Genomic DNA, 20,553 nt, shown 5'->3' with positions numbered 1-20,553 from the left:
AGTGGGAACCACCTGATCCCTTGCCGAACTCAGAAGTGAAACCGCTCAGCGCCGATGGTAGTGTGGGGTCTCCCCATGCGAGAGTAGGTCATCGTCAGGCATTTATTCAGAAGAAGCCCAATTCCGAGAGGAGTTGGGCTTTTTCGCATGCATGGCTCTCTACAAGTTCAGCCCCGCTCTTTATATGTGGGGCCGCACTGCGTGCGGTCCGGCCGCTCGCAAGCTCGCGTCGTTCGTCACCCCTTGCGGCGTTGCCGCAAAAGCTCGGGGTGACTCACCCCCATGCGAGCGACCTTGCTGTCTAAGCGTCATCGTCAGGCATTTATTCAGAAGTAAGCCCGATTATTGAGAGATAGTCGGGCCTTCTTTTTGTAAAGAGCGCATGCATGGCTCTCTACAAGTTCAGCCCCGCTTTTTATATGTGGGGCCGCGCCGCCGCCCCCGAGGTGTGGTCCGGCCTGGCTCTTCTCAAGGGCAGGCTCGCGTCGTTCGTCCCCCCTTGCAGCTTCGCTGCAAACCCTGGGGTGACTCACCCCCATGCGAGCGACCTTGTTGTCTTAGCGTCATCGTCAGGCATTTATTAAGAAGTAGGCCCGATTGTCGAGAGACAGTCGGGCCTTCTTTTTGTAAAGAGCGCATGCATGGCTCTCTACAAGTTCAGCCCCTCTCTTTATATGTGGGGCCGCGCCGCCGCCCCCGAGGTGCGGTCCGGCCTGGCTCTTCTCAAGGGCGGGCTCGTGTCGTTCGTCCCCCCTTGCAGCTTCGCTGCAGCCCTTGTGAAGAGCGCTGGGGTGACTCACCCCCATGCGAGCGACCTTGCTGTCTAAGTGTCATCGTCAGGTGTCGATTCAAAAGAAGGCCCAATTCCAGGAGGAGTTGGGCCTTCGTTTTGTAAAGTCTGGTCATCGAGCAGCTGAGCCATCGCTATCACCGGAATCTTCCACCAGAAGGGGAGAGTCGGCGACCGACAAACTTGATTTAGGCTTGTGCGATACGCGGGTTGAAGCACGGCGGCTGGACCTCCATCTTGTACAAGCACGTGACAGATAGAGTCGATTGTCTAATTTATCGATCCATGGAGGATGTCATGACGCAGCAAGTGGAAGGCAAACGTGTCGCGATTCTCGCCACTCACGGTTTCGAGGAGTCGGAGCTGGCGGTACCCAAGGCGAAGCTTCAGCAGCAGGGCATCGTGGTGCACGTGGTCTCCCCGGAGGCCAAGGGCATCAAGGCCTGGGCAGAAAACGACTGGGGCGACACCTACGACGTCGACGTGGCCCTGGATGATGTCAGCGAACATGACTATCACGCTCTGGTGTTGCCTGGCGGCCTGTTCAATCCCGACGCCCTGCGCCAGGACGAGAAGGCCTTGAGCTTCGTCAAGGCTTTCTTCCAGGCTCACAAGCCGGTGGCAGCGATCTGCCACGCCCCCTGGATCCTGATCAACGCCGGGGTGGTTGAAGGTCGCAGGCTGACCTCCTACCCGAGTGTCGAACAGGATCTGCGCAATGCAGGCGCCGATTGGGTCGACGAGCAGGTAGTGGTGGATAACGGCCTGGTGACCAGCCGTAAGCCCGATGATCTGGATATCTTCTGCCACAAGCTGGTCGAGGAAATCCACGAAGGGCGTCACGAGAAGCAGCACGCCTGACGCTGTTCGATACAGCAACCTGGCGGAACGCAACAGGCCCCCGGCGACTTGGTCGCCGGGGGCCTGTTGCGTGTCGAGGTGGTGTTGGCTGGTGATGTAGCCGAGCCAGTTCGACGGGCTAGTTCGAAGGGCTGGTTCGACGGGCCTATTTGACGGTGGAAGAAGCGTTCATTGATGGAGTGACCGAATCGGTCTGTTCCTCGCCAGTGGGCTCGATGCGCTTTACGCCGAACCAGCCGGTCCAGGGCCCGATCATGGCAAGCAGGATCGAGAAGACGATACCCAGGTAGTTGAACAGCGCCCAGGGAGCGTAGTCCAGTGTGGCAACACCCAAGGTACCTGCCATGTAGACGGCGGAGACGGTCCAGGGGGCCAGCGGCTCGGGAATCATGCCGCCGTCTTCCATGCTGCGCGACAGATTGAGCTGGTGGAGGCCTCGCTTGCGATATTGCTCGGCGAACAGCTCACGGGTCAAAAAGAAGGTCACATAGCTGTTGCCGGTGGCCAGGATGATGGTACTGCTGGCCGCCAGCGAGGCCAGGATGGTGCCGCGGGCGGAGCGCACGTAGGCCAGGCTGCGATCGAGCACGACCTTGAGGATGCCGGCTGCCTCCAGCGCCGAGGCAAAGAAGAAGGCGCACAGCGCGAACAGCACTGCTCCGTGCATGCTGTAGAGCCCGCCACGGTTCAGCAGGCTGACCAGTGCCGGGGGCAGGGTGGCGACGTCCAGGCCCGGGTTGAAGCCGGCCAGCAGGCTGACGTTGAAGCCCGAGACTGCGGCCTTGGCCACCGCCTCGGGGCTGGCGCCCTGGAGCAGTATCGCCAGCAGGGCGGCGCAGGCCGAGGCCAGGAATAGTACCACCAGGGTCGGCTTCTTGCGCACCGAGCCGAACAGCACGATGGCCACCGGCAGCAGCAACAGGAGGTTCAGCTGATAGAGCCCGCCGATGGTCTCGGCGCTGGCGGCGATGGCCTCCGGGGTGCCCTCTGCCAGGTCCATGTTGAGGCCGAGTATCAGGTAGACCACAGCGGCCACCACGCTGGCGGGCAGTGAGGTGTACATCAGGTGGCGGATGTGTCGGTACAGGTCTTCGCCTACCACCATGGAAGCCATGATGGTGGTGTCCGACAGCGGCGACAGCTTGTCGCCGAAGTAGGCGCCCGAGAGCACCGCGCCGGCGGTGATCGCCAGGTTGATGTCCATGGCCGCGGCGATGCCCATGATGGCCACCCCCAGGGTCCCGGCGGAGCCCCAGGAGGTGCCGGTGAAGGTGGAGACGATGGCGGTGCCGAAGAACGCCATGACGTACAGGTAGCGGGGATCGATCAGCTCCAGGCCATGGTAGATGAAGTAGGGAATGGTGCCCGAGATCATCCAGGTGCCGATGATGATACCGATGCTGTAGAGCACCAGTAGCGCGGACAGGGCGGTGCGTACCTTGTTGCCCATGATGTCCATGACGCCTTCCCAGGTCCCGCCGTGCAGCAGACTGAACAGGGTGGCGGCGGCGCCCAGGGTGATCAGCACCAGTTCGGTGGGTAGGCCCGCCACCACGATGCCGTAGACGATGGCGAAGGCGATGGCGGTCAGCAGGATCAGGGATGGAACAAGTCCAGGTTGTCGTTGTATGGCTGGCATGGGATGTCCTCCTCGTGGTGATCAGCGGTCGAGCGCGGCGAACCCCCGCTCGAGGTCGTCGATGATGTCGTCGATGTGTTCAAGCCCGATGGCCAGGCGAATCAGCGGCTGGCCGCTGCCGTCGGGGCGCATGGGAGACAGCGCAAGACTTTCGTAGCCGCCCCAGCTGACGCCGATACGCATCAGTTCGAGGGCGTCGATGAAATTCGCGATGCGCGAGTAGCTGGGGTGGTGAAGCGCAAGGCTGAGCAGGCCCGAATGGCCGTGCAGCTGGCGGGCGGCCCAGTCGGCGGCGGCGCCTTTGGCGAGGCTCGGGTGATGCACCGCTGCGACCTGCGGGTGGTCAGCGAGAAAACGGGCGACCGCCAAGGCGTTGCGCTGATGCTCGGCCATGCGCACCGGCAGGGTGCGTAGACCGCGCAGGATCAGCGAGGCGCTGTGGGGCGACAGAGCGGCGCCCAGCAACTGGTGACCGTTGGCGAAGAGCCTGTCGATCAGCTCGGCGTCGGCGATGACTGCGCCGCCGACCACGTCGCTGTGCCCGCCGATGTACTTCGACAGCGAGTGCACCACCATATCGATGCCGTGGGTAAGCGGCTTCTGGAATAGCGGGGTGGCCCAGGTGTTGTCGATCAGCGTGAGGATGCCGCGTTTCCGGGCGATGGCGGAGATAGCCTCGAGGTTAGCCAGCTCCATGCGCAGCGATGACGGACTCTCGATGTAGATCAGGCGGGTCTCGGGCCGCAGGTGGTCGCTCACATCCTGATCACCGCCAATACCGTCGTGGCTGACGCCGTAGCGGGCCATATGGTCGAGCAACTCGACGCTCGGCCCGTAGGTCTGGTTAATGCGCAGGACGTGGTCGCCGTGCTTCAGCAGCGAGAATAGCGTGGCGGAGATGGCGCCCATGCCGGAGGCAAAGGCCTTGCAGGCCTGGCCACGTTCCAGCGCCGCCAGCTTGTCTTCCAGCAACTTGACGGTGGGATTGAGCCCGCGGCTATAGATGAAGTGGTCGCGTTCGGCCAGCTGTGCGCGGCTGAAGCTTTCGAGGTCCGGGAAGGTGAAGATGCTGGTCTGGTAGACGGGAGGTGCCACGGCGCCGTGATGATCCTGGCTGTGTTCGAAGGCGTGACTACAGATATGGCGATCCTGTGGGTCCACGGTGCGGTCTCCGCAAGCAGGGTGGATTGAGCTATCAGCCTGTCTGATAGCTAAGCTAGCACGGCCCTGCTGGCCCCACAATTGATCCAGAAGAGGTTTGCCGTTACCGTCGATCAGGCCCCTGGACGCCTTTCCTGCCTGGATGCCAACGTCATGAAACGACTCTACTTATCGGACACCGTCGCCGGAGAGATCAGCGCCTATATCGCCAAAGAGCAGTTGGCGCCGGGGGCGCGCCTACCTTCGGTGGGGGAGTGGATGGAGCGCCTGGAGGTAGGTCGATCTACCCTCCGGGAGGGCCTCAAGAAGCTCCAGGCCGAGGGCATCATCGAGGTGGTCAACGGCAAGGGGATCTTCGTCAGCGAACAGCGGACCTTTCAACTGCTGGCCAGTCTTGGCATCCACGACGCCAGGGCGCATCTGCTGGAGATGCTCGAGGTTCGCCAGGCGCTGGAGGCCCAGGCCATTCTGTTAGCCGTGCGGCACGCCGAAGAGGCCGCCTTCGAGGCCATGGCCGGCCACCTGGATGACTATCGACGTGCTCGGGCGAGGGAGGATTTCCTCGCGGTCAGCGAGGCCGACGCGGCCTTTCACCTTGCGATCTATCAGGCCTGCGGCAATCGCGTGCTGGTTGGGCTGATCCAGATGATGCACGACGAGCTGTACCTGTCCTGGGACTCGCCGGACGATCGTCATGAAGTCTTTGACGCAAGTTTTGCCCACCACGAAGACCTGCTCGAGGCCATGCGGCGGCGTGATGAGCAGGCCGCTCTGGCCGCCTTCGACAACCTGGTCGGTGCCACGCGCAAGAGCGTCGAGGCCATGGTGTCGTGAAGACGCCGGCCTGGTGGCTGGTTCGTTGCGCCTGCAGCAATAGCGTACAGGGCGGGCTTCGCCCATCAGATATTGCTGCTTCGATGCAGCAAGCAGCGACGCAGTGGCCAGTCAGTAGGCGGCTGGCATTGGCGTTGTGGAGGACTTTCGAGTCCAGGCTCCGGCATTGTCCGCGTGGCTACAATCGAGCAGAGTGGCGGACGCTTGCATGGTGCCATTTTCCTTTTGCTCGCCACCGCCCGCCGGTGCTCGTAACACCTGGAGGAGTTGCTCAGAGGCACACCCACAGGAGTGTTGCAGACGCGTGGATTTCCGGCGACAGGCGACATTCGATAGACTATGCCCTTTTCCCGTGGAAGGGGCGAGGGATGACCATTGGTGAGCTGATTCGGCTGTTGAGTGACGGCGAGTTCCACTCCGGCCAGCAGCTGGGGGAAAAGCTGGGCGTGTCGCGGGCGGCGGTGTGGAAGCAGCTGCGCAAGCTTGAGGATCTCGGCATCCCCATGGAGGCGGTCAAGGGGCAGGGGTATCGGCTAGCCGAACCCCTTGAGCTGCTCGATGGGCCCTCGGTGGTAGCCGCGTTGTCACGCGAGTCGCGTCGACACCTCTCGCGCCTCTTCGTGGAAGACACCCTGCCCTCGAGCAACGAGTTCCTGCGCGAGCGTTTTCGTCAGGGAGCAGGGCACGCTGAGGCCTGCCTGGTCGAACAGCAGAGCGCCGGCCGTGGGCGGCGCGGGCGCACCTGGACGACCCCCTGGGGGCGCACGCTGATGTGCTCCGTGGGCTGGCGCTTCGATTCGGGTGTCGCTGCCCTGGAAGGCCTCAGCCTGGCCATCGGTGTGGTGCTGGCCCAGGTGCTGGAACGCCATGGGCTCAAGCCCGGGCTGAAGTGGCCCAACGACGTGCTGTTGCCCTTGGGCCCGCAAGGGTCGGCTCAGCAAGGATTGGATGAGCAGGGAGCGACCGGGCAGGGGGCGGGTCAGCAGGGCTTTGGCAAGCTGGCCGGTATTCTGGTCGAGATGAGCGGTGACGCCGCCGGCCCCTGCGAGGTGGTGCTCGGCATGGGCATCAACGTGGATCTGCCGGAGAGCTTCCGGGCGAAGATCGATCAGCCGGTCGCTTGTGTGCATGATCAGGCTCCAGGGCTATCCCGTAACGTGCTGGCGGCCGAATTGCTGGACGGTCTGCTGGGCATGCTGGCAGGTTTCGAGGAGCAGGGGTTCGATGCCTGGCGCGACGCCTGGAACGCACGTCACGCCTTTGCCGGTTGGGACATCGAAATCATTCGAGGGGAGCAGCGCGAGCTGGCCCAGGCAGGAGACGTGGATGGCAGTGGCAATCTCTGGGTGCGCAAGGGCGTTGACGGAGAGCGGCAAGAGCGCCTGGTGGGAGGAGAGATCAGCGTGCGGGCTCGCCCATGATTCTTGATCTGGATATCGGCAATACCCTGTCCAAGTGGCGCCTGAAGGACGCTGACAGCAGCGAGATTCGCTCCAGGGGCGCGGTGTGGACCCGGGAGGAGTGGAAGCCCGGGTCGGACATTCCCGACCTCGACGTGGTCGAGACGGTGCGCATTTCCAGTGTAGCGAGGCGTTCGGTGCTGGCGCAGACCGAGTCGCTGCTCAAGGACCGGGTGCGTTCGGTGCACGTGGCGCGCTCCTGCCACGAAGCACTGGGCGTCACCAACGGCTATCACGAGCCGGGTCGACTGGGCGTGGATCGCTGGATGGGGGTGCTGGCGGGCTATCAGCTCGCCGGTGCCAGCTGCACGGTGGACTGTGGCAGTGCCATCACCATCGACTTCGTGCTGCCAGGCGGGCGTCATCTCGGGGGGTACATCCTGCCGGGGCTGCGTCTGATGAAAGAAAGCCTGAAGCTGGGCACCCGCAACGTGGCCATCGACCCGGACAGCGAGGCAGACGAGCTGCTCGCTCCTGGGCGGCGCACGGTAGAGGCGGTCAATCACGGCATCTACATGGCCGCTGTCAGCGCGGTCAATCGGATCTACAGCGAGGTCTGCGACCGTGAGGGGGTGGCGCTACCCATGCTGGTCACCGGCGGCGATGCCAGGGTGGTGTCTCGTGGTATTCGCGTACCCCACGCGATCTGGCCGGACATGGTCTACGCCGGTCTTGAAGCGTGTTTCCCTCTGACGGCAGCAGAACGTGCCGGCAAGATGGCGGGGGCGCCGGTGCCGCCGGCTCCGGTGGCGCTGGAAAAGATCCGCGCGGGCCTGGCGTTTTCGATGCTGCTGTGACCGTGGTTTTCCGGTGCGCCGTAAAAAAAGCCTATGGAAGCCTTGCGTTATCCATTCTGCTTTGACACAATGCGCCGCGTTCCGAGGTACAGCGACCCGCGGGTTGCAGGCTGCCGTCGAGATAGGTTGTAAGAGTTTTGCGTACAGCTTGATTCTTTTAAAACAACCACTTGACTTCTCGGAGCAGGGCGATAAAATACGTCGCCAGTTGGAGGGGTTCCCGAGTGGCCAAAGGGAGCAGACTGTAAATCTGCCGCGAAAGCTTCGAAGGTTCGAATCCTTCCCCCTCCACCAGATTTTGATCGATCAGAGTTGTGGTTTCTGGTTGATGTGGAGCAGGCGGTCGGACGCTGCCAGGCTGGTTTGGGTTCGGTGGGCTTTGCTTCAGCAAAGAAGGTTTAGTACCGATTTTGCGGGCATAGTTCAATGGTAGAACCTCAGCCTTCCAAGCTGATGATGCGGGTTCGATCCCCGCTGCCCGCTCCAGAGTTCAGGCAATGTGAAGTAGTTGGATTGCCGAAGAGTGCGCTCATGTAGCTCAGGGGTAGAGCACACCCTTGGTAAGGGTGAGGTCGACGGTTCAAATCCGTCCATGAGCTCCATCTAAGAAAAGCGAGCCTAGGCTCGCTTTTTCTTTCTCCGCCGCGTCTGCAGGGCGGAGGGGGTTGCCAGGCGAGATCCGTTTCGCTATCATGGTGCCCGCTGTTGCAGAGGCTGCCCGCAAAGGGTGGTTTGCATCGAGTACAGGCCAGTAGCTCAATTGGCAGAGCAGCGGTCTCCAAAACCGCAGGTTGGGGGTTCGATTCCCTCCTGGCCTGCCAGTCTTCCCCAGGCTGGCAGTTTTTTATATACTTTCGTGTTTCGATTGCCGCGCCCTGAGGAGTCTCGTTTTCATGAAGCATAACGCCGAGGTGCAGGAGTCGCGCCACGACGGGCTCAAGTGGGCGGTTGTCGTCGTTCTTCTGGTGCTGGCCGTCGTTGGCAACACCTACTTTGCCGACCAGCCGCTTCTGTATCGTGTTCTGGGCGTTGTTGCCCTGTCTGTCGTTGCTGCCCTGGTCGCATTGACCACCACCAAGGGGCGTGAATTGGTGGAGCTGGCGCAGAGCGCCAGGAAGGAAATTCAACGTGTCGTCTGGCCGACGCGCCCCGAGACCATCCAGACCACCGCCATCGTGCTGGTGGCTGTGCTGGTGGTCGGGCTGCTGCTCTGGTTGATCGACACGCTGCTCAGCTGGGCGATGTCCGGCGTCATCGGTTAGGAGTCTTCATGTCCAAGCGTTGGTACGTCGTCCACGCCTACTCCGGCTTCGAGAAGCACGTCATGCGCTCGCTGATCGAGCGTGTGAAGATGCACGGCATGGAAGATCTTTTTGGTGAGATTCTGGTGCCGACCGAAGAAGTCGTCGAGATGCGTGACGGCAAGCGCCGCAAGAGTGAGCGCAAGTTCTATCCCGGCTATGTGCTGGTCGAGATGGAAATGGTCGACGAGACCTGGCACCTGGTCAACGAGACGCCCCGTGTCATGGGCTTTATCGGCGGGACCAAGGAGAAGCCGGCGGCGATCACTCAGCGCGAGGCCGACGCCATTCTCAGTCGCGTCAGGGATGGGGCCGAAAAGCCGCGTCCCAAGACCATGTTCGAGCCCGGTCAGTCGGTGCGCGTCATCGATGGCCCCTTCGCCGATTTCAACGGCGTGGTCGAAGAGGTCAACTACGACAAGAGTCGTCTGCAGGTCAGCGTGCTGATCTTCGGGCGCGCCACTCCCGTCGAGCTGGAGTTTTCCCAGGTCGAGAAGGAGTAGGTCGACAAGTTTCTTACGGTGGGTCTGCTCAGGCAGGCCCGCCGTCATGTGCTGAAAGTTTTCAGTGCGTAGGGGTCGCCTCGAGAGGCGGCCGTTTTGTCCGGGGAGCCGCAAGGCGCTACTACCCAACTGGAGTCCATCATGGCCAAGAAAGTACAGGCTTACATCAAGCTGCAGGTTGCAGCTGGTAAGGCCAACCCGAGTCCCCCCGTGGGTCCCGCGCTGGGTCAGCACGGTGTCAACATCATGGAATTCTGCAAGGCGTTCAACGCCGAGACGCAGAACATCGAGCCGGGTCTCCCGACTCCCGTGGTCATCACCGTCTACTCCGACCGCAGCTTCACCTTCGTCACCAAGACACCGCCCGCCGCGGTGCTGCTGAAGAAGGCCGCTGGCATCAAGTCCGGCTCTGGTGAGCCGAACAAGAAGAAGGTCGGTACCGTGACCCGCGAGCAGCTCGAAGAGATCGCCAAGACCAAGGAGCCGGACATGACGGCTGCCGATCTCGACGCCGCGGTGCGTACCATTGCCGGTAGCGCCCGCAGCATGGGCCTCAACGTGGAGGGTCTCTGATCATGGCAAAGCTTACCAAGCGCGCAAAGCAGATTCGCGATAAGGTTGACGCCACCAAGGTCTACTCCATCGACGAGGCCGTGGCTCTGCTCTCCGAGCTGTCCACCGTCAAGTTCAAGGAGTCGCTGGACGTCGCCATCAACCTGGGCGTCGATCCGCGTAAATCCGACCAGGTGGTTCGCGGTGCGACCGTGATGCCCAACGGTACCGGCAAGGACGTGCGCGTTGCCGTCTTTACCCAGGGTGCCAACGAAGAAGCCGCCAAGGAAGCCGGTGCCGACATCGTCGGTATGGACGACCTGGCCGAGCAGGTCAAGAAAGGCCAGCTCGACTTCGACGTGGTCATTGCCTCGCCGGACGCCATGCGTGTCGTCGGCCAGCTGGGTCAGATCCTGGGTCCGCGTGGCCTGATGCCGAACCCCAAGGTCGGCACCGTGACCCCCGACGTCGCTACCGCCGTCAAGAACGCCAAGGCCGGTCAGGTGCGTTTCCGTACCGACAAGAACGGCATCATCCACACCACCCTGGGCAAGGTCGATTTCGAAGCCGACGCCATCAAGGGCAACCTGGATGCGCTGCTCGCCGACCTGAAGAAGCTCAAGCCGAGCACTTCCAAGGGCGTGTACTTCAAGAAGATGACCCTGTCCACCACCATGGGCCCGGGTCTGACCGTCGATCACTCCGCGCTGGTGTGATGCGACACAACAGGCAAGACACTTTGCGGTCCCCGTGCCGGGTGATTCACCCGGCCGGCGGGGCACCGTCAAAGACCGCAGGCGCCGCCGCCTGACCTTCGGGTCTGCCGGCGGCTTAATCGCCCCCGGGCACCTGCGCAGATGGTGTTGCCGCCAGGCATCTGGTGAGCACCATCATTGAAGCCCCTCTTCTACGGAAGGGGAGATGGTAACCATCGGAGCCCTCGGGTTCCGGCACGAAGGAGTGATCACAGTGGCACTAGCACTCGAAGGCAAGAAGGCAATTGTTGCCGAGGTCAGTGAAGTCGCCAAGGATGCACTCTCCGTCGTAGTTGCCGACTCTCGCGGCGTCGCGGTCCACAAGATGACCGAACTGCGTAAGCAGGCTCGCGAGAATGGCGTCCAGGTGCGTGTTGTGCGCAACACCCTGGCACGCCGCGCCCTGACCGGTACTCCCTGGGAGTGCCTGTCAGAGACCTTCGTTGGTCCGACTCTGCTGGCCTTCTCCAACGAACATCCGGGCGCTGCCGCTCGTCTGTTCAAGGAGTTCGCCAAGGATGAGAAGAACTTCGAAGTCAAGGCGCTGGCCTATGAAGGTGAGCTGATCCCGGCAAGCGATATCGACCGTCTGGCGACCCTGCCGACCTACGATGAGGCGATCGCCAAGCTGATGTCCGTCATGAAGGAAGCTTCTGCCGGCAAGCTGGTTCGTACTCTCGCTGCGCTGCGCGACCAGAAGCAGGAAGAAGCCGCTTAAGGCGTCGTCCTGTCGACCGACCACGATCCATTTCGCGTTCTCGGGTGACCGAGACGCCCGCAAAGTTAGGAATCTAGACAATGGCACTGACCAAAGAAGATATCATCAACGCCGTCTCCGACATGTCCGTCATGGAAGTCGTCGAGCTGATCGAAGCCATGGAAGAGAAGTTCGGCGTTAGCGCCGCTGCTGCTGTCGTGGCTGGCCCGGGCGCTGGTGGCGAAGCCGCCGCTGCCGAAGAGCAGACCGAGTTCGACCTGGTGCTGACCTCCGCTGGCGACAAGAAGGTCAACGTCATCAAGGCCGTCCGCGAGATCACTGGTCTCGGCCTGAAGGAAGCCAAGGGTGCCGTCGACGGCGCGCCGGCGACCATCAAGGAAGCGATGAGCAAGGACGACGCGGAAGAAGCCAAGAAGAAGCTGGAAGAAGCCGGCGCGTCCGTGGAGCTCAAGTAATCCTTGTGCCCATGGCTTTACGCGCTGCGTAAGCTTCCACGGCTGGTGGCGGGACGCCCGCTACCGGCCTTTTTCTGTTGTCACTAGCTGCCTGCCCCCAAGGGCCTGTAGCTTGCAGAATTCCGACGGCGAGTCACTCATCCGAGGACTTGCCGTCAGCGCCTGACGGAGACCGTCCGTCGGGTGGCGCCGACACGCATCGGTCACCCATGGTGAACAAGCTGGGGAATACAGATGGCTTACTCATACACTGAGAAAAAACGCATCCGCAAGGATTTCGGCAAACTGCCCCAAGTGATGGATGTGCCTTACCTGCTGGCCATCCAGCTTGATTCCTACTACGACTTTCTCCAGCAGGACCGCTCTCCCGAAGAGCGCATGGAAGTCGGCCTGCACGCCGCCTTCAGGTCCGTGTTCCCGATCGAGAGCTTCTCCGGCAACGCTGCGCTCGAGTACGTCAGCTATCGTTTCGGCACTCCGGCCTTCGACGTCAAGGAATGCCAGCTGCGCGGCGTCACCTACTCCGCTCCTCTGCGTGTCAAGGTTCGCCTGATCATCTACGACAAGGAGTCGTCGAACAAGGCCATCAAGGACATCAAGGAGCAGGAAGTCTACATGGGGGAGATCCCCCTGATGACCGAGAACGGTACCTTCGTGGTGAACGGTACCGAGCGCGTCATCGTGTCTCAGCTTCACCGTAGTCCCGGCGTGTTCTTCGATCACGACAAGGGCAAGAGCCACAGCTCCGGTAAGCTTTTGTACTCCGCTCGCGTGATTCCTTACCGCGGCTCCTGGCTGGACTTCGAGTTCGACCCGAAGGACAACGTCTTCGTGCGTATCGACCGTCGTCGCAAACTGCCGGCGTCCGTGCTGCTGCGCGCGCTGGGCATGAGCGCCGAGGAGATCCTCGACGAGTTCTTCGACACCAGCACCTTCCATATCGAGAAGTCCGGCTTCTCGGTGGAGCTGGTGCCGTCTCGCCTGCGTGGCGAGACCGCGACCTTTGACATCAAGGGCGCCGACGGTGAGGTCATCGTCGAAGAGGGTCGTCGTGTCACCCAGAAGCATATCCGCCAGTTGGAGAAGGCGGGTCTCGAGCGTCTGGAAGTGCCGATGGACTACCTGTTCGGCAAGACCCTGGCCAAGGATCAGATCAACCCCGCCACCGGCGAGCTGATCTGCCCCTGCAACTCCGAGATCACCCCGGAGCTGCTCGAGGCCCTCGGTCAGGCCGGCATCACCACCATCGAGACGCTCTACACCAACGATCTGGACTGCGGTCCCTTCGTCTCCGACACCCTCAAGCTGGACACCACCGGTTCCCAGCTCGAGGCGCTGGTCGAGATCTACCGCATGATGCGCCCCGGCGAGCCGCCCACCAAGGAAGCCGCCGAGACGCTGTTCAACAACCTGTTCTTCAGCGAAGACCGCTATGACCTGTCCGGCGTCGGCCGGATGAAGTTCAACCGTCGTCTGCGTCGTGATTCCGACACCGGTTCCGGTGTGCTGGATCGTACCGACATCCTCGACGTGCTGCGCGAGCTGATCAACATTCGTAACGGCTTTGGCGATGTCGACGACATCGACCACCTGGGCAACCGCCGCATCCGCTGCGTCGGCGAAATGGCAGAAAACCAGTTCCGTGTCGGCCTGGTGCGTGTCGAGCGCGCGGTCAAGGAGCGTCTGTCCATGGCCGAGAGCGAAGGCCTGATGCCTCAGGACCTGATCAATGCCAAGCCGGTGGCCGCTGCGGTGAAGGAGTTCTTCGGCTCCTCTCAGCTGTCCCAGTTCATGGACCAGAACAACCCGCTGTCCGAGGTGACCCACAAGCGTCGTGTGTCCGCTCTCGGCCCGGGTGGCCTGACCCGTGAGCGCGCCGGTTTCGAGGTGCGTGACGTTCACGCTACCCACTACGGCCGTCTTTGCCCGATCGAGACGCCGGAAGGTCCGAACATCGGCCTGATCAACTCGCTGGCGACCTACAGCCACACCAACAGCTACGGCTTCCTCGAGACGCCGTACCGTAAGGTCGTGGATGGTGTGGTCACCGACGAGGTGGTGCACCTGTCGGCCATCGAGGAAGGTGACTTCGTCATCGCCCAGGCCTCGGCCACCGTCAACGCCGACAAGAAGCTGGTCGACGATCTGGTCCAGGTGCGTCACCGCGGCGAGACCACCTTCATGCGTCCCGAACAGGTGACGCTGATGGACGTGTCTCCGCGTCAGGTGGTGTCCGTCGCCGCCGCACTGATTCCGTTCCTCGAGCACGATGACGCCAACCGCGCCCTGATGGGTGCCAACATGCAGCGTCAGGCGGTGCCGACCCTGCGTGCCGACAAGCCGCTGGTCGGTACCGGCATGGAGCGCTTCGTCGCCCGTGACTCCGGTGTCTGTGCCGTGGCCCGTCGTGGCGGCGTGATCGACTCGGTCGACGCCAAGCGCATCGTGGTGCGGGTCAACGAAGACGAGATCATCGGCGGTGAGGCCGGTGTCGACATCTACAACCTGACCAAGTACCTGCGTTCGAACCAGAACACCTGCCAGAACCAGCGTCCGATCGTTCGCCCCGGCGACAACGTCGCGCGTGGTGACATCCTGGCCGACGGTCCGTCCGTCGACATGGGTGACCTGGCGCTTGGCCAGAACATGCGCATCGCCTTCATGCCGTGGAACGGCTACAACTTCGAGGACTCCATCCTGCTGTCCGAGCGGGTGGTCCAGGAAGACCGTTTCACTACTATCCACATCCAGGAACTGACCTGTGTGTCCCGTGACACCAAGCTGGGGCCGGAGGAGATCACCTCCGATATCCCCAACGTCGGTGAATCGGCACTGGGCAAGCTGGATGAGGCCGGTGTGGTGTACATCGGTGCCGAGGTCGGTGCCGGCGACATCCTGGTCGGCAAGGTCACGCCCAAGGGCGAGACCCAGCTGACCCCGGAAGAGAAGCTGCTGCGTGCGATCTTCGGTGAGAAGGCGTCCGACGTGAAGGACACCTCTCTGCGTGCCCCCACCGGCATGAAGGGCACCGTCATCGACGTTCAGGTGTTCACCCGCGACGGCGTCGAGAAGGACTCGCGCGCTCTGTCCATCGAGCAGATGCAGCTCGACGAGGTGCGTAAGGACCTGCAGGAGACCTACCGCATCGCCGAGGACGCCACCTTCGAGCGTCTCAAGCGCACCCTGTCCGGTCAGCCGGTCAACGGTGGTCCGCGCCTGTCCAAGGATGATGTGCTGTCCGAGGACTATCTCGAGGAGCTGCCGCGTCAGCAGTGGTTCAAGCTGCGCATGCAGGACGAGAAGCTCAATGAACTGCTGGCTCAGGCCGACGAGCAGCTCGAGAACCGTCGCAAGGAAATGGACGAGCGTTTCGAAGACAAGAAGCGCAAGCTCACCCAGGGCGACGATCTGGCACCGGGCGTGCTCAAGATCGTCAAGGTCTACCTGGCGATCAAGCGTCGCCTGCAGCCGGGTGACAAGATGGCCGGCCGTCACGGTAACAAGGGTGTCATCTCGGCTATCATGCCGATCGAGGACATGCCGTTCGACGACAACGGTGAGCCCATCGACGTGGTGCTGAACCCGCTGGGTGTACCGTCGCGGATGAACGTCGGTCAGATCCTCGAGACGCACCTGGGCATGGCGGCCCGCGGTCTCGGCGTGAAGATCGAGCACATGCTGCGTGACGCCCGCGAGCAGCAGCTGGCTCAGCTGCGCGAGTTCCTCGGAGAGGTCTACAACTCCACCCAGGGTACCCGCGTCGAGGAGATCGAGTCGCTGTCCGATGACGAGATCATCGCGCTGGCCAAGAACCTGAAGAAGGGCGTGCCGATGGCGACGCCGGTGTTCGACGGTGCCAAGGAGCACGAGATCAAGCACCTGCTGAAGCTAGCCGATCTGCCGGATTCCGGCCAGATGACCCTGTACGACGGGCGTACCGGCGAGTCGTTCGATCGTCCGGTGACGGTGGGCTACATGTACATGCTGAAGCTCAACCACCTGGTCGACGACAAGATGCACGCGCGTTCCACCGGCTCCTACTCGCTGGTCACCCAGCAGCCGCTGGGCGGCAAGGCGCAGTTCGGTGGTCAGCGCTTTGGTGAGATGGAGGTCTGGGCCCTGGAGGCCTACGGCGCCGCTTACACTCTGCAGGAAATGCTCACGGTCAAGTCCGATGACGTGGAAGGTCGTACCAAGATGTACAAGAGCATCGTGGATGGCGATCACACCATGCAGGCGGGCATGCCGGAATCCTTCAACGTATTGGTGAAGGAAATCCGCTCGCTGGGCATCGATATCGAACTGGAGAGCTGAGGCGGCCCGAAAGGCGCTTCAATGAATGACGGTCCGCGGGGAGCAATAGCTCCCCGCCCATGACAACTCCGCAACGGAGCCGACCTAATGAAAGATTTGGTGAAAGTCCTCAAATCGCAGTCACAGTCCGACGAGTTCGACGCGATCAAGATCACGCTCGCGTCGCCGGACATGATCCGCTCCTGGTCCTTTGGCGAGGTCAAGAAGCCGGAGACCATCAACTACCGGACTTTCAAGCCCGAGCGTGATGGCCTGTTCTGCGCCAAGATCTTCGGTCCGGTGAAGGACTACGAGTGCCTGTGCGGCAAGTACAAGCGCATGAAGCACCGCGGCATCATCTGCGAAAAGTGCGGCGTCGAAGTCACCAAGGCCGCCGTGCGCCGCGAGCGCATGGGGCACATCGAGCTGGCAAGTCCGGTCGCCCACATCTGGTTTCTGAAGTCGCTGCCGTCTCGCATCGGCATGCTGATGGACATGACCCTGCGCGACATCGAGCGCGTGCTCTATTTCGAGAGCTTCATGGTCGTCGATCCCGGCATGACCACCCTCGAGCGTGGCCAGCTGCTCAACGACGAGCAGTACTTTGAGGCCCTCGAGGAGTTCGGCGATGACTTCGACGCCCGTATGGGTGCCGAGGCCGTCCAGGCGATGCTCAAGGATATCGATCTCGAGGAAGAGATCGAGCGTCTGCGTGAAGAGATCCCGCAGACCAACTCCGAGACCAAGATCAAGAAGCTGTCCAAGCGTCTGAAGCTGCTCGAAGCCTTCCAGGGCTCCGGCAACGATCCGGCGTGGATGGTGATGGAAGTGCTGCCCGTGCTGCCGCCGGACCTGCGTCCGCTGGTACCGCTGGATGGCGGCCGCTTCGCGACCTCGGATCTCAACGATCTGTACCGTCGCGTGATCAACCGCAACAACCGCTTGAAGCGTCTGCTCGACCTCAATGCGCCGGACATCATCGTGCGCAACGAGAAGCGCATGCTGCAGGAGTCCGTCGATGCGCTGCTCGACAACGGTCGTCGCGGTCGCGCCATCACCGGCTCCAACAAGCGTCCGTTGAAGTCGCTGGCCGACATGATCAAGGGCAAGCAGGGGCGTTTCCGTCAGAACCTGCTGGGCAAGCGCGTCGACTACTCCGGCCGCTCGGTCATCACCGTGGGCCCGACCCTGCGTCTGCACCAGTGCGGTCTGCCCAAGAAGATGGCGCTTGAGCTGTTCAAGCCGTTCATCTACTCCAAGCTGCAGGCCAGCGGCCAGGCGTCCACCATCAAGGCCGCCAAGAAGATGGTCGAGCGCGAGCTGCCGGAGGTGTGGGACATCCTCGCCGACGTCATCCGCGAGCACCCGGTGCTTTTGAACCGCGCCCCGACCCTGCACCGTCTCGGTATCCAGGCGTTCGAGCCGCTGTTGATCGAAGGCAAGGCGATCCAGCTGCACCCGCTGGTGTGTGCCGCCTACAACGCCGACTTCGACGGTGACCAGATGGCCGTGCACGTGCCGCTGACGCTGGAAGCCCAGCTCGAAGCGCGCGCGCTGATGATGGCCACCAACAACGTGCTGTCACCGGCCAACGGCGAGCCGATCATCGTGCCGTCCCAGGACGTGGTGCTGGGTCTGTACTACATGACCCGCGAGCGCATCAACGCCAAGGGCGAGGGCATGGTGTTCTCCGACCTCAACGAGGTCGAGCGCGCCTTCGGCACCCAGAACGTGTCGCTGCACGCCCGCGTCAAGGTGCGCCTGGACGAGGTCGACATCGACGAAGAGACCGGCGAGCGCTCCGAGCACCGCCGTCTGCGTGACACCACCGTCGGCCGTGCGCTGCTGTTCCGCATCCTGCCGCAAGGGGTGCCCTTCGATCTGGTCGACCAGGCCATGAAGAAGAAGGCCATCTCCAAGCTGATCAACGAAGTGTATCGTCGCGCCGGTCTCAAGGCCGCGGTCATCTTCGCCGACCAGCTGATGTACACCGGCTTCCGTCTGGCCACCTGGTCCGGCGCCTCCATCGGCGTCAACGACTTCGTCATCCCGGACGCCAAGGCCGAGATCGTCGAGGCGGCCGAGGAAGAGGTCAAGGAAATCGAGGACCAGTTCTCCTCCGGTCTGGTGACCGCGGGCGAGAAGTACAACAAGGTCATCGATATCTGGGCGCGTGCCAACGACCAGGTCGCCAAGGCGATGATGGCGGGCATCTCCAAGGAGACCGTGATCGACCGCGAAGGCAAGGAAGTCGAACAGGACTCCTTCAACAGCGTGTTCATCATGGCCGACTCCGGTGCCCGTGGTAGCGCCGCCCAGATCCGCCAGCTGGCGGGTATGCGTGGTCTGATGGCCAAGCCGGATGGCTCGATCATCGAGACCCCGATCGTCGCCAACTTCCGTGAAGGTCTGAACGTACTCCAGTACTTCATCTCGACCCACGGTGCGCGTAAGGGTCTGGCGGATACCGCCCTGAAGACCGCCAACTCCGGTTACCTGACCCGTCGTCTGGTCGACGTCGCCCAGGACGTGGTCATCACCGAGGTCGACTGTGGCACCGAGCGTGGCCTGACCCTGCACCCGGTCATCGAAGGCGGCGACATCATCGTCTCGCTGGCCCAGCGTGTACTCGGCCGAGTGGTCGCTCAGGACGTCATCGACCCGAGCACCGACGAAGTGCTGATTCCGCGTGGCACCCTGCTGGACGAGGCCTGGTGCGAGCAACTCGACACCATGGGCGTCGACGAGATCATCGTGCGCAGCACCATCACCTGTGAAACCAGTCACGGTGTGTGTTCGTCCTGTTACGGGCGCGATCTGGCCCGCGGCCACCAGGTCAACATCGGTGAGTCGGCCGGCGTCATCGCCGCCCAGTCCATCGGTGAGCCGGGTACCCAGCTGACCATGCGTACCTTCCACATCGGTGGTGCCGCCTCGCGGGCCTCTGCGGTGGACAGCGTCCAGGTCAAGCATGGCGGCAAGGTGCGCCTGCACAACATCAAGTACGTGGAACGCGCCGACGGCAAGCTGGTCGTGGTGTCGCGCTCCAGCGCCCTGGCGGTGGCCGACGAGCATGGCCGCGAGCGTGAGTACTACAAGCTGCCTTACGGTGCCGAGCTTTCGGTGCGTGACGGTGATGCGGTCGATCCCGGCCAGGCCGTGGCCAAGTGGGATCCGCACACCCACCCGATCGTCGCCGAAGCGGAAGGCCAGGTGCACTACGTCGACATGGACGAAGGCCTGACCATGCACCGCAGCGTCGACGAGATGACCGGTCTGTCCTCGATCGAGATCATCGAGTCCGCGGCGCGGCCGATGGCCGGTCGCGACAAGCGCCCGATGATCATGCTCAACGACGCCGCCGGCAAGCCGGTGACCGTCTCCGGCAGCGACACTCCGGTGCAGTACCCGCTGCCCGGCAAGGCGATCGTCACCGTCGACAATGGCTCGTCCATCGGCATCGGTGAGATCGTCGCGCGTATCCCGGTGGAGGCGTCCGGCAACAAGGACATCACCGGTGGTCTGCCGCGCGTGGCCGACCTGTTCGAGGCGCGCAAGCCGAAGGAGCCGTCCATCCTGGCCGAGATCAGCGGTGTGATCAGCTTCGGCAAGGAAACCAAGGGCAAGCGTCGTCTGACCATCACCCCGTCCGAAGGCGACCCCTTCGAGATGCTGATTCCCAAGTGGCGTCAGATCGCGGTGTTCGAGGGCGAGACGGTCGAGAAGGGCGAGGTGATCTCGGATGGTCCGAGCAACCCGCACGACATCCTGCGACTGCTCGGCATCGCCGAGCTGGCCAAGTACATCGTGGCCGAGGTACAGGACGTCTATCGTCTGCAGGGCGTTGGCATCAACGACAAGCACATCGAAGTGATCGTGCGTCAGATGCTGCGCAAGGTCGAGATCACCGACGCCGGTGACTCCGACTTCATTCCGGGTGATCAGGTCGAGCTGGTCCGTGTGCTGGAGCAGAATGCCGTGCTCCAGGCCAATGACAAGTTCCCGGCCAAGTACCAGCGCCTGCTGCTGGGTATCACCAAGGCCAGCCTGGCCACCGAGTCGTTCATCTCTGCGGCCTCCTTCCAGGAGACGACCCGCGTGCTGACCGAAGCGGCGGTCACCGGCAAGCGCGACTACCTGCGCGGCCTGAAGGAAAACGTGGTGGTGGGACGTCTGATCCCGGCCGGTACCGGTCTGACCCACCACGAGGAGCGTCGTCGCAAGCGTGAAGACACCGAGCGACTGCTCCAGCCGTCGGCCTACGACGTCGAGCAGGAGCTGGGCGCCCAGCTCACCGCGCTGGACTCGGACGACGACGAGATCTGATGTCGGCAAAAAGCCTGGAGCCTTTGCGGCTCCGGGCTTGACGCGCCTTGGCATCAGCCAGTAGAATGCGCAGCCTTTAACAGTGGGGTGGGTGTATCCGCGCCACTG

Annotated in this window: 14 protein-coding genes, 4 tRNA genes and 1 rRNA gene; 17 read left to right on the top strand and 2 right to left on the bottom strand. The window is 62.6% G+C overall.

Features of this window, described 5'->3' with window-relative positions; translation table 11 throughout:
* Positions 1–100: ribosomal RNA gene (gene rrf / locus KUV74_RS19455) — 5S ribosomal RNA — on the top strand; the annotation flags it as partial.
* 987 nt (positions 101–1,087) lie between these two features.
* A complete protein-coding gene (locus tag KUV74_RS19450) occupies positions 1,088–1,651 on the top strand; it encodes a type 1 glutamine amidotransferase domain-containing protein (protein WP_124805273.1) in 564 nt (187 codons plus the stop codon).
* A gap of 145 nt (positions 1,652–1,796) precedes the next feature.
* On the opposite strand, the gene nhaC is transcribed toward KUV74_RS19450, so the two are convergent.
* Positions 1,797–3,290: a Na+/H+ antiporter NhaC gene (nhaC, locus tag KUV74_RS19445; protein ID WP_108133873.1), complete on the bottom strand. Its 1,494-nt coding sequence runs from the start codon at positions 3,288–3,290 to the stop codon at positions 1,797–1,799.
* Positions 3,291–3,311: 21 nt separating this feature from the next.
* The gene (locus tag KUV74_RS19440) at positions 3,312–4,451 is read right to left on the bottom strand and encodes a trans-sulfuration enzyme family protein (RefSeq protein ID WP_222517137.1); all 1,140 of its coding nucleotides are present in this window, start codon (positions 4,449–4,451) and stop codon (positions 3,312–3,314) included.
* 153 nt (positions 4,452–4,604) lie between these two features.
* Here KUV74_RS19440 and KUV74_RS19435 point away from each other — a divergent pair, with 153 nt between their 5' ends.
* The 15 genes from KUV74_RS19435 (at position 4,605) to rpoC (ending at position 20,445) form a co-directional block, all read left to right on the top strand.
* Entirely contained in the window at positions 4,605–5,285 is a 681-nt protein-coding gene (locus KUV74_RS19435; protein WP_222517136.1) for a FadR/GntR family transcriptional regulator, read from the top strand.
* Positions 5,286–5,653: 368 nt separating this feature from the next.
* Positions 5,654–6,706 carry a biotin--[acetyl-CoA-carboxylase] ligase gene (locus tag KUV74_RS19430; RefSeq protein ID WP_222517135.1) on the top strand — a complete coding sequence of 351 codons (1,053 nt, stop codon included), beginning with the start codon at positions 5,654–5,656 and terminating at the stop codon, positions 6,704–6,706.
* Positions 6,703–7,542, top strand: coding sequence for a type III pantothenate kinase (locus KUV74_RS19425; protein ID WP_045990874.1), 840 nt, complete (start codon positions 6,703–6,705; stop codon positions 7,540–7,542). The genes KUV74_RS19430 and KUV74_RS19425 overlap by 4 nt, the downstream gene beginning before the upstream one ends.
* Before the next feature lie 210 nt (positions 7,543–7,752).
* Positions 7,753–7,836: transfer RNA gene (locus KUV74_RS19420), tRNA-Tyr, on the top strand.
* A gap of 118 nt (positions 7,837–7,954) precedes the next feature.
* A tRNA-Gly gene (locus tag KUV74_RS19415) sits at positions 7,955–8,028 on the top strand.
* Positions 8,029–8,069: 41 nt separating this feature from the next.
* Positions 8,070–8,144 (top strand) — tRNA-Thr (locus tag KUV74_RS19410).
* A gap of 143 nt (positions 8,145–8,287) precedes the next feature.
* Positions 8,288–8,363, top strand: a tRNA-Trp gene (locus tag KUV74_RS19405).
* 72 nt (positions 8,364–8,435) lie between these two features.
* Positions 8,436–8,804 (top strand): preprotein translocase subunit SecE, encoded by a 369-nt coding sequence (secE, locus tag KUV74_RS19400; RefSeq protein WP_045990873.1) that lies wholly within the window; start codon positions 8,436–8,438, stop codon positions 8,802–8,804.
* A gap of 8 nt (positions 8,805–8,812) precedes the next feature.
* Entirely contained in the window at positions 8,813–9,346 is a 534-nt protein-coding gene (gene nusG / locus KUV74_RS19395) for a transcription termination/antitermination protein NusG (protein ID WP_045990872.1), read from the top strand.
* 141 nt (positions 9,347–9,487) lie between these two features.
* Complete coding sequence (gene rplK, locus KUV74_RS19390; protein WP_045990871.1) at positions 9,488–9,919, top strand: 50S ribosomal protein L11; 432 nt, start codon at positions 9,488–9,490, stop codon at positions 9,917–9,919.
* A gap of 2 nt (positions 9,920–9,921) precedes the next feature.
* Positions 9,922–10,614 (top strand): 50S ribosomal protein L1, encoded by a 693-nt coding sequence (gene rplA, locus KUV74_RS19385; protein ID WP_045990870.1) that lies wholly within the window; start codon positions 9,922–9,924, stop codon positions 10,612–10,614.
* 253 nt (positions 10,615–10,867) lie between these two features.
* Positions 10,868–11,371 carry a 50S ribosomal protein L10 gene (gene rplJ / locus KUV74_RS19380; protein ID WP_045990869.1) on the top strand — a complete coding sequence of 168 codons (504 nt, stop codon included), beginning with the start codon at positions 10,868–10,870 and terminating at the stop codon, positions 11,369–11,371.
* Positions 11,372–11,451: 80 nt separating this feature from the next.
* Positions 11,452–11,826, top strand: coding sequence for a 50S ribosomal protein L7/L12 (rplL, locus tag KUV74_RS19375; protein WP_108133877.1), 375 nt, complete (start codon positions 11,452–11,454; stop codon positions 11,824–11,826).
* Positions 11,827–12,060: 234 nt separating this feature from the next.
* Complete coding sequence (gene rpoB / locus KUV74_RS19370) at positions 12,061–16,140, top strand: DNA-directed RNA polymerase subunit beta (protein ID WP_045990867.1); 4,080 nt, start codon at positions 12,061–12,063, stop codon at positions 16,138–16,140.
* An 87-nt stretch (positions 16,141–16,227) separates the two neighbouring features.
* The gene (rpoC, locus tag KUV74_RS19365) at positions 16,228–20,445 is read left to right on the top strand and encodes a DNA-directed RNA polymerase subunit beta' (RefSeq protein WP_045990866.1); all 4,218 of its coding nucleotides are present in this window, start codon (positions 16,228–16,230) and stop codon (positions 20,443–20,445) included.
* Positions 20,446–20,553 lie beyond the last annotated feature (108 nt).

This window comes from Halomonas sp. DP1Y21-3 (assembly GCF_019801245.1).
GTDB lineage: Bacteria > Pseudomonadota > Gammaproteobacteria > Pseudomonadales > Halomonadaceae > Halomonas > Halomonas litopenaei.
This window is presented reverse-complemented; position numbering and strand designations above follow the sequence as displayed.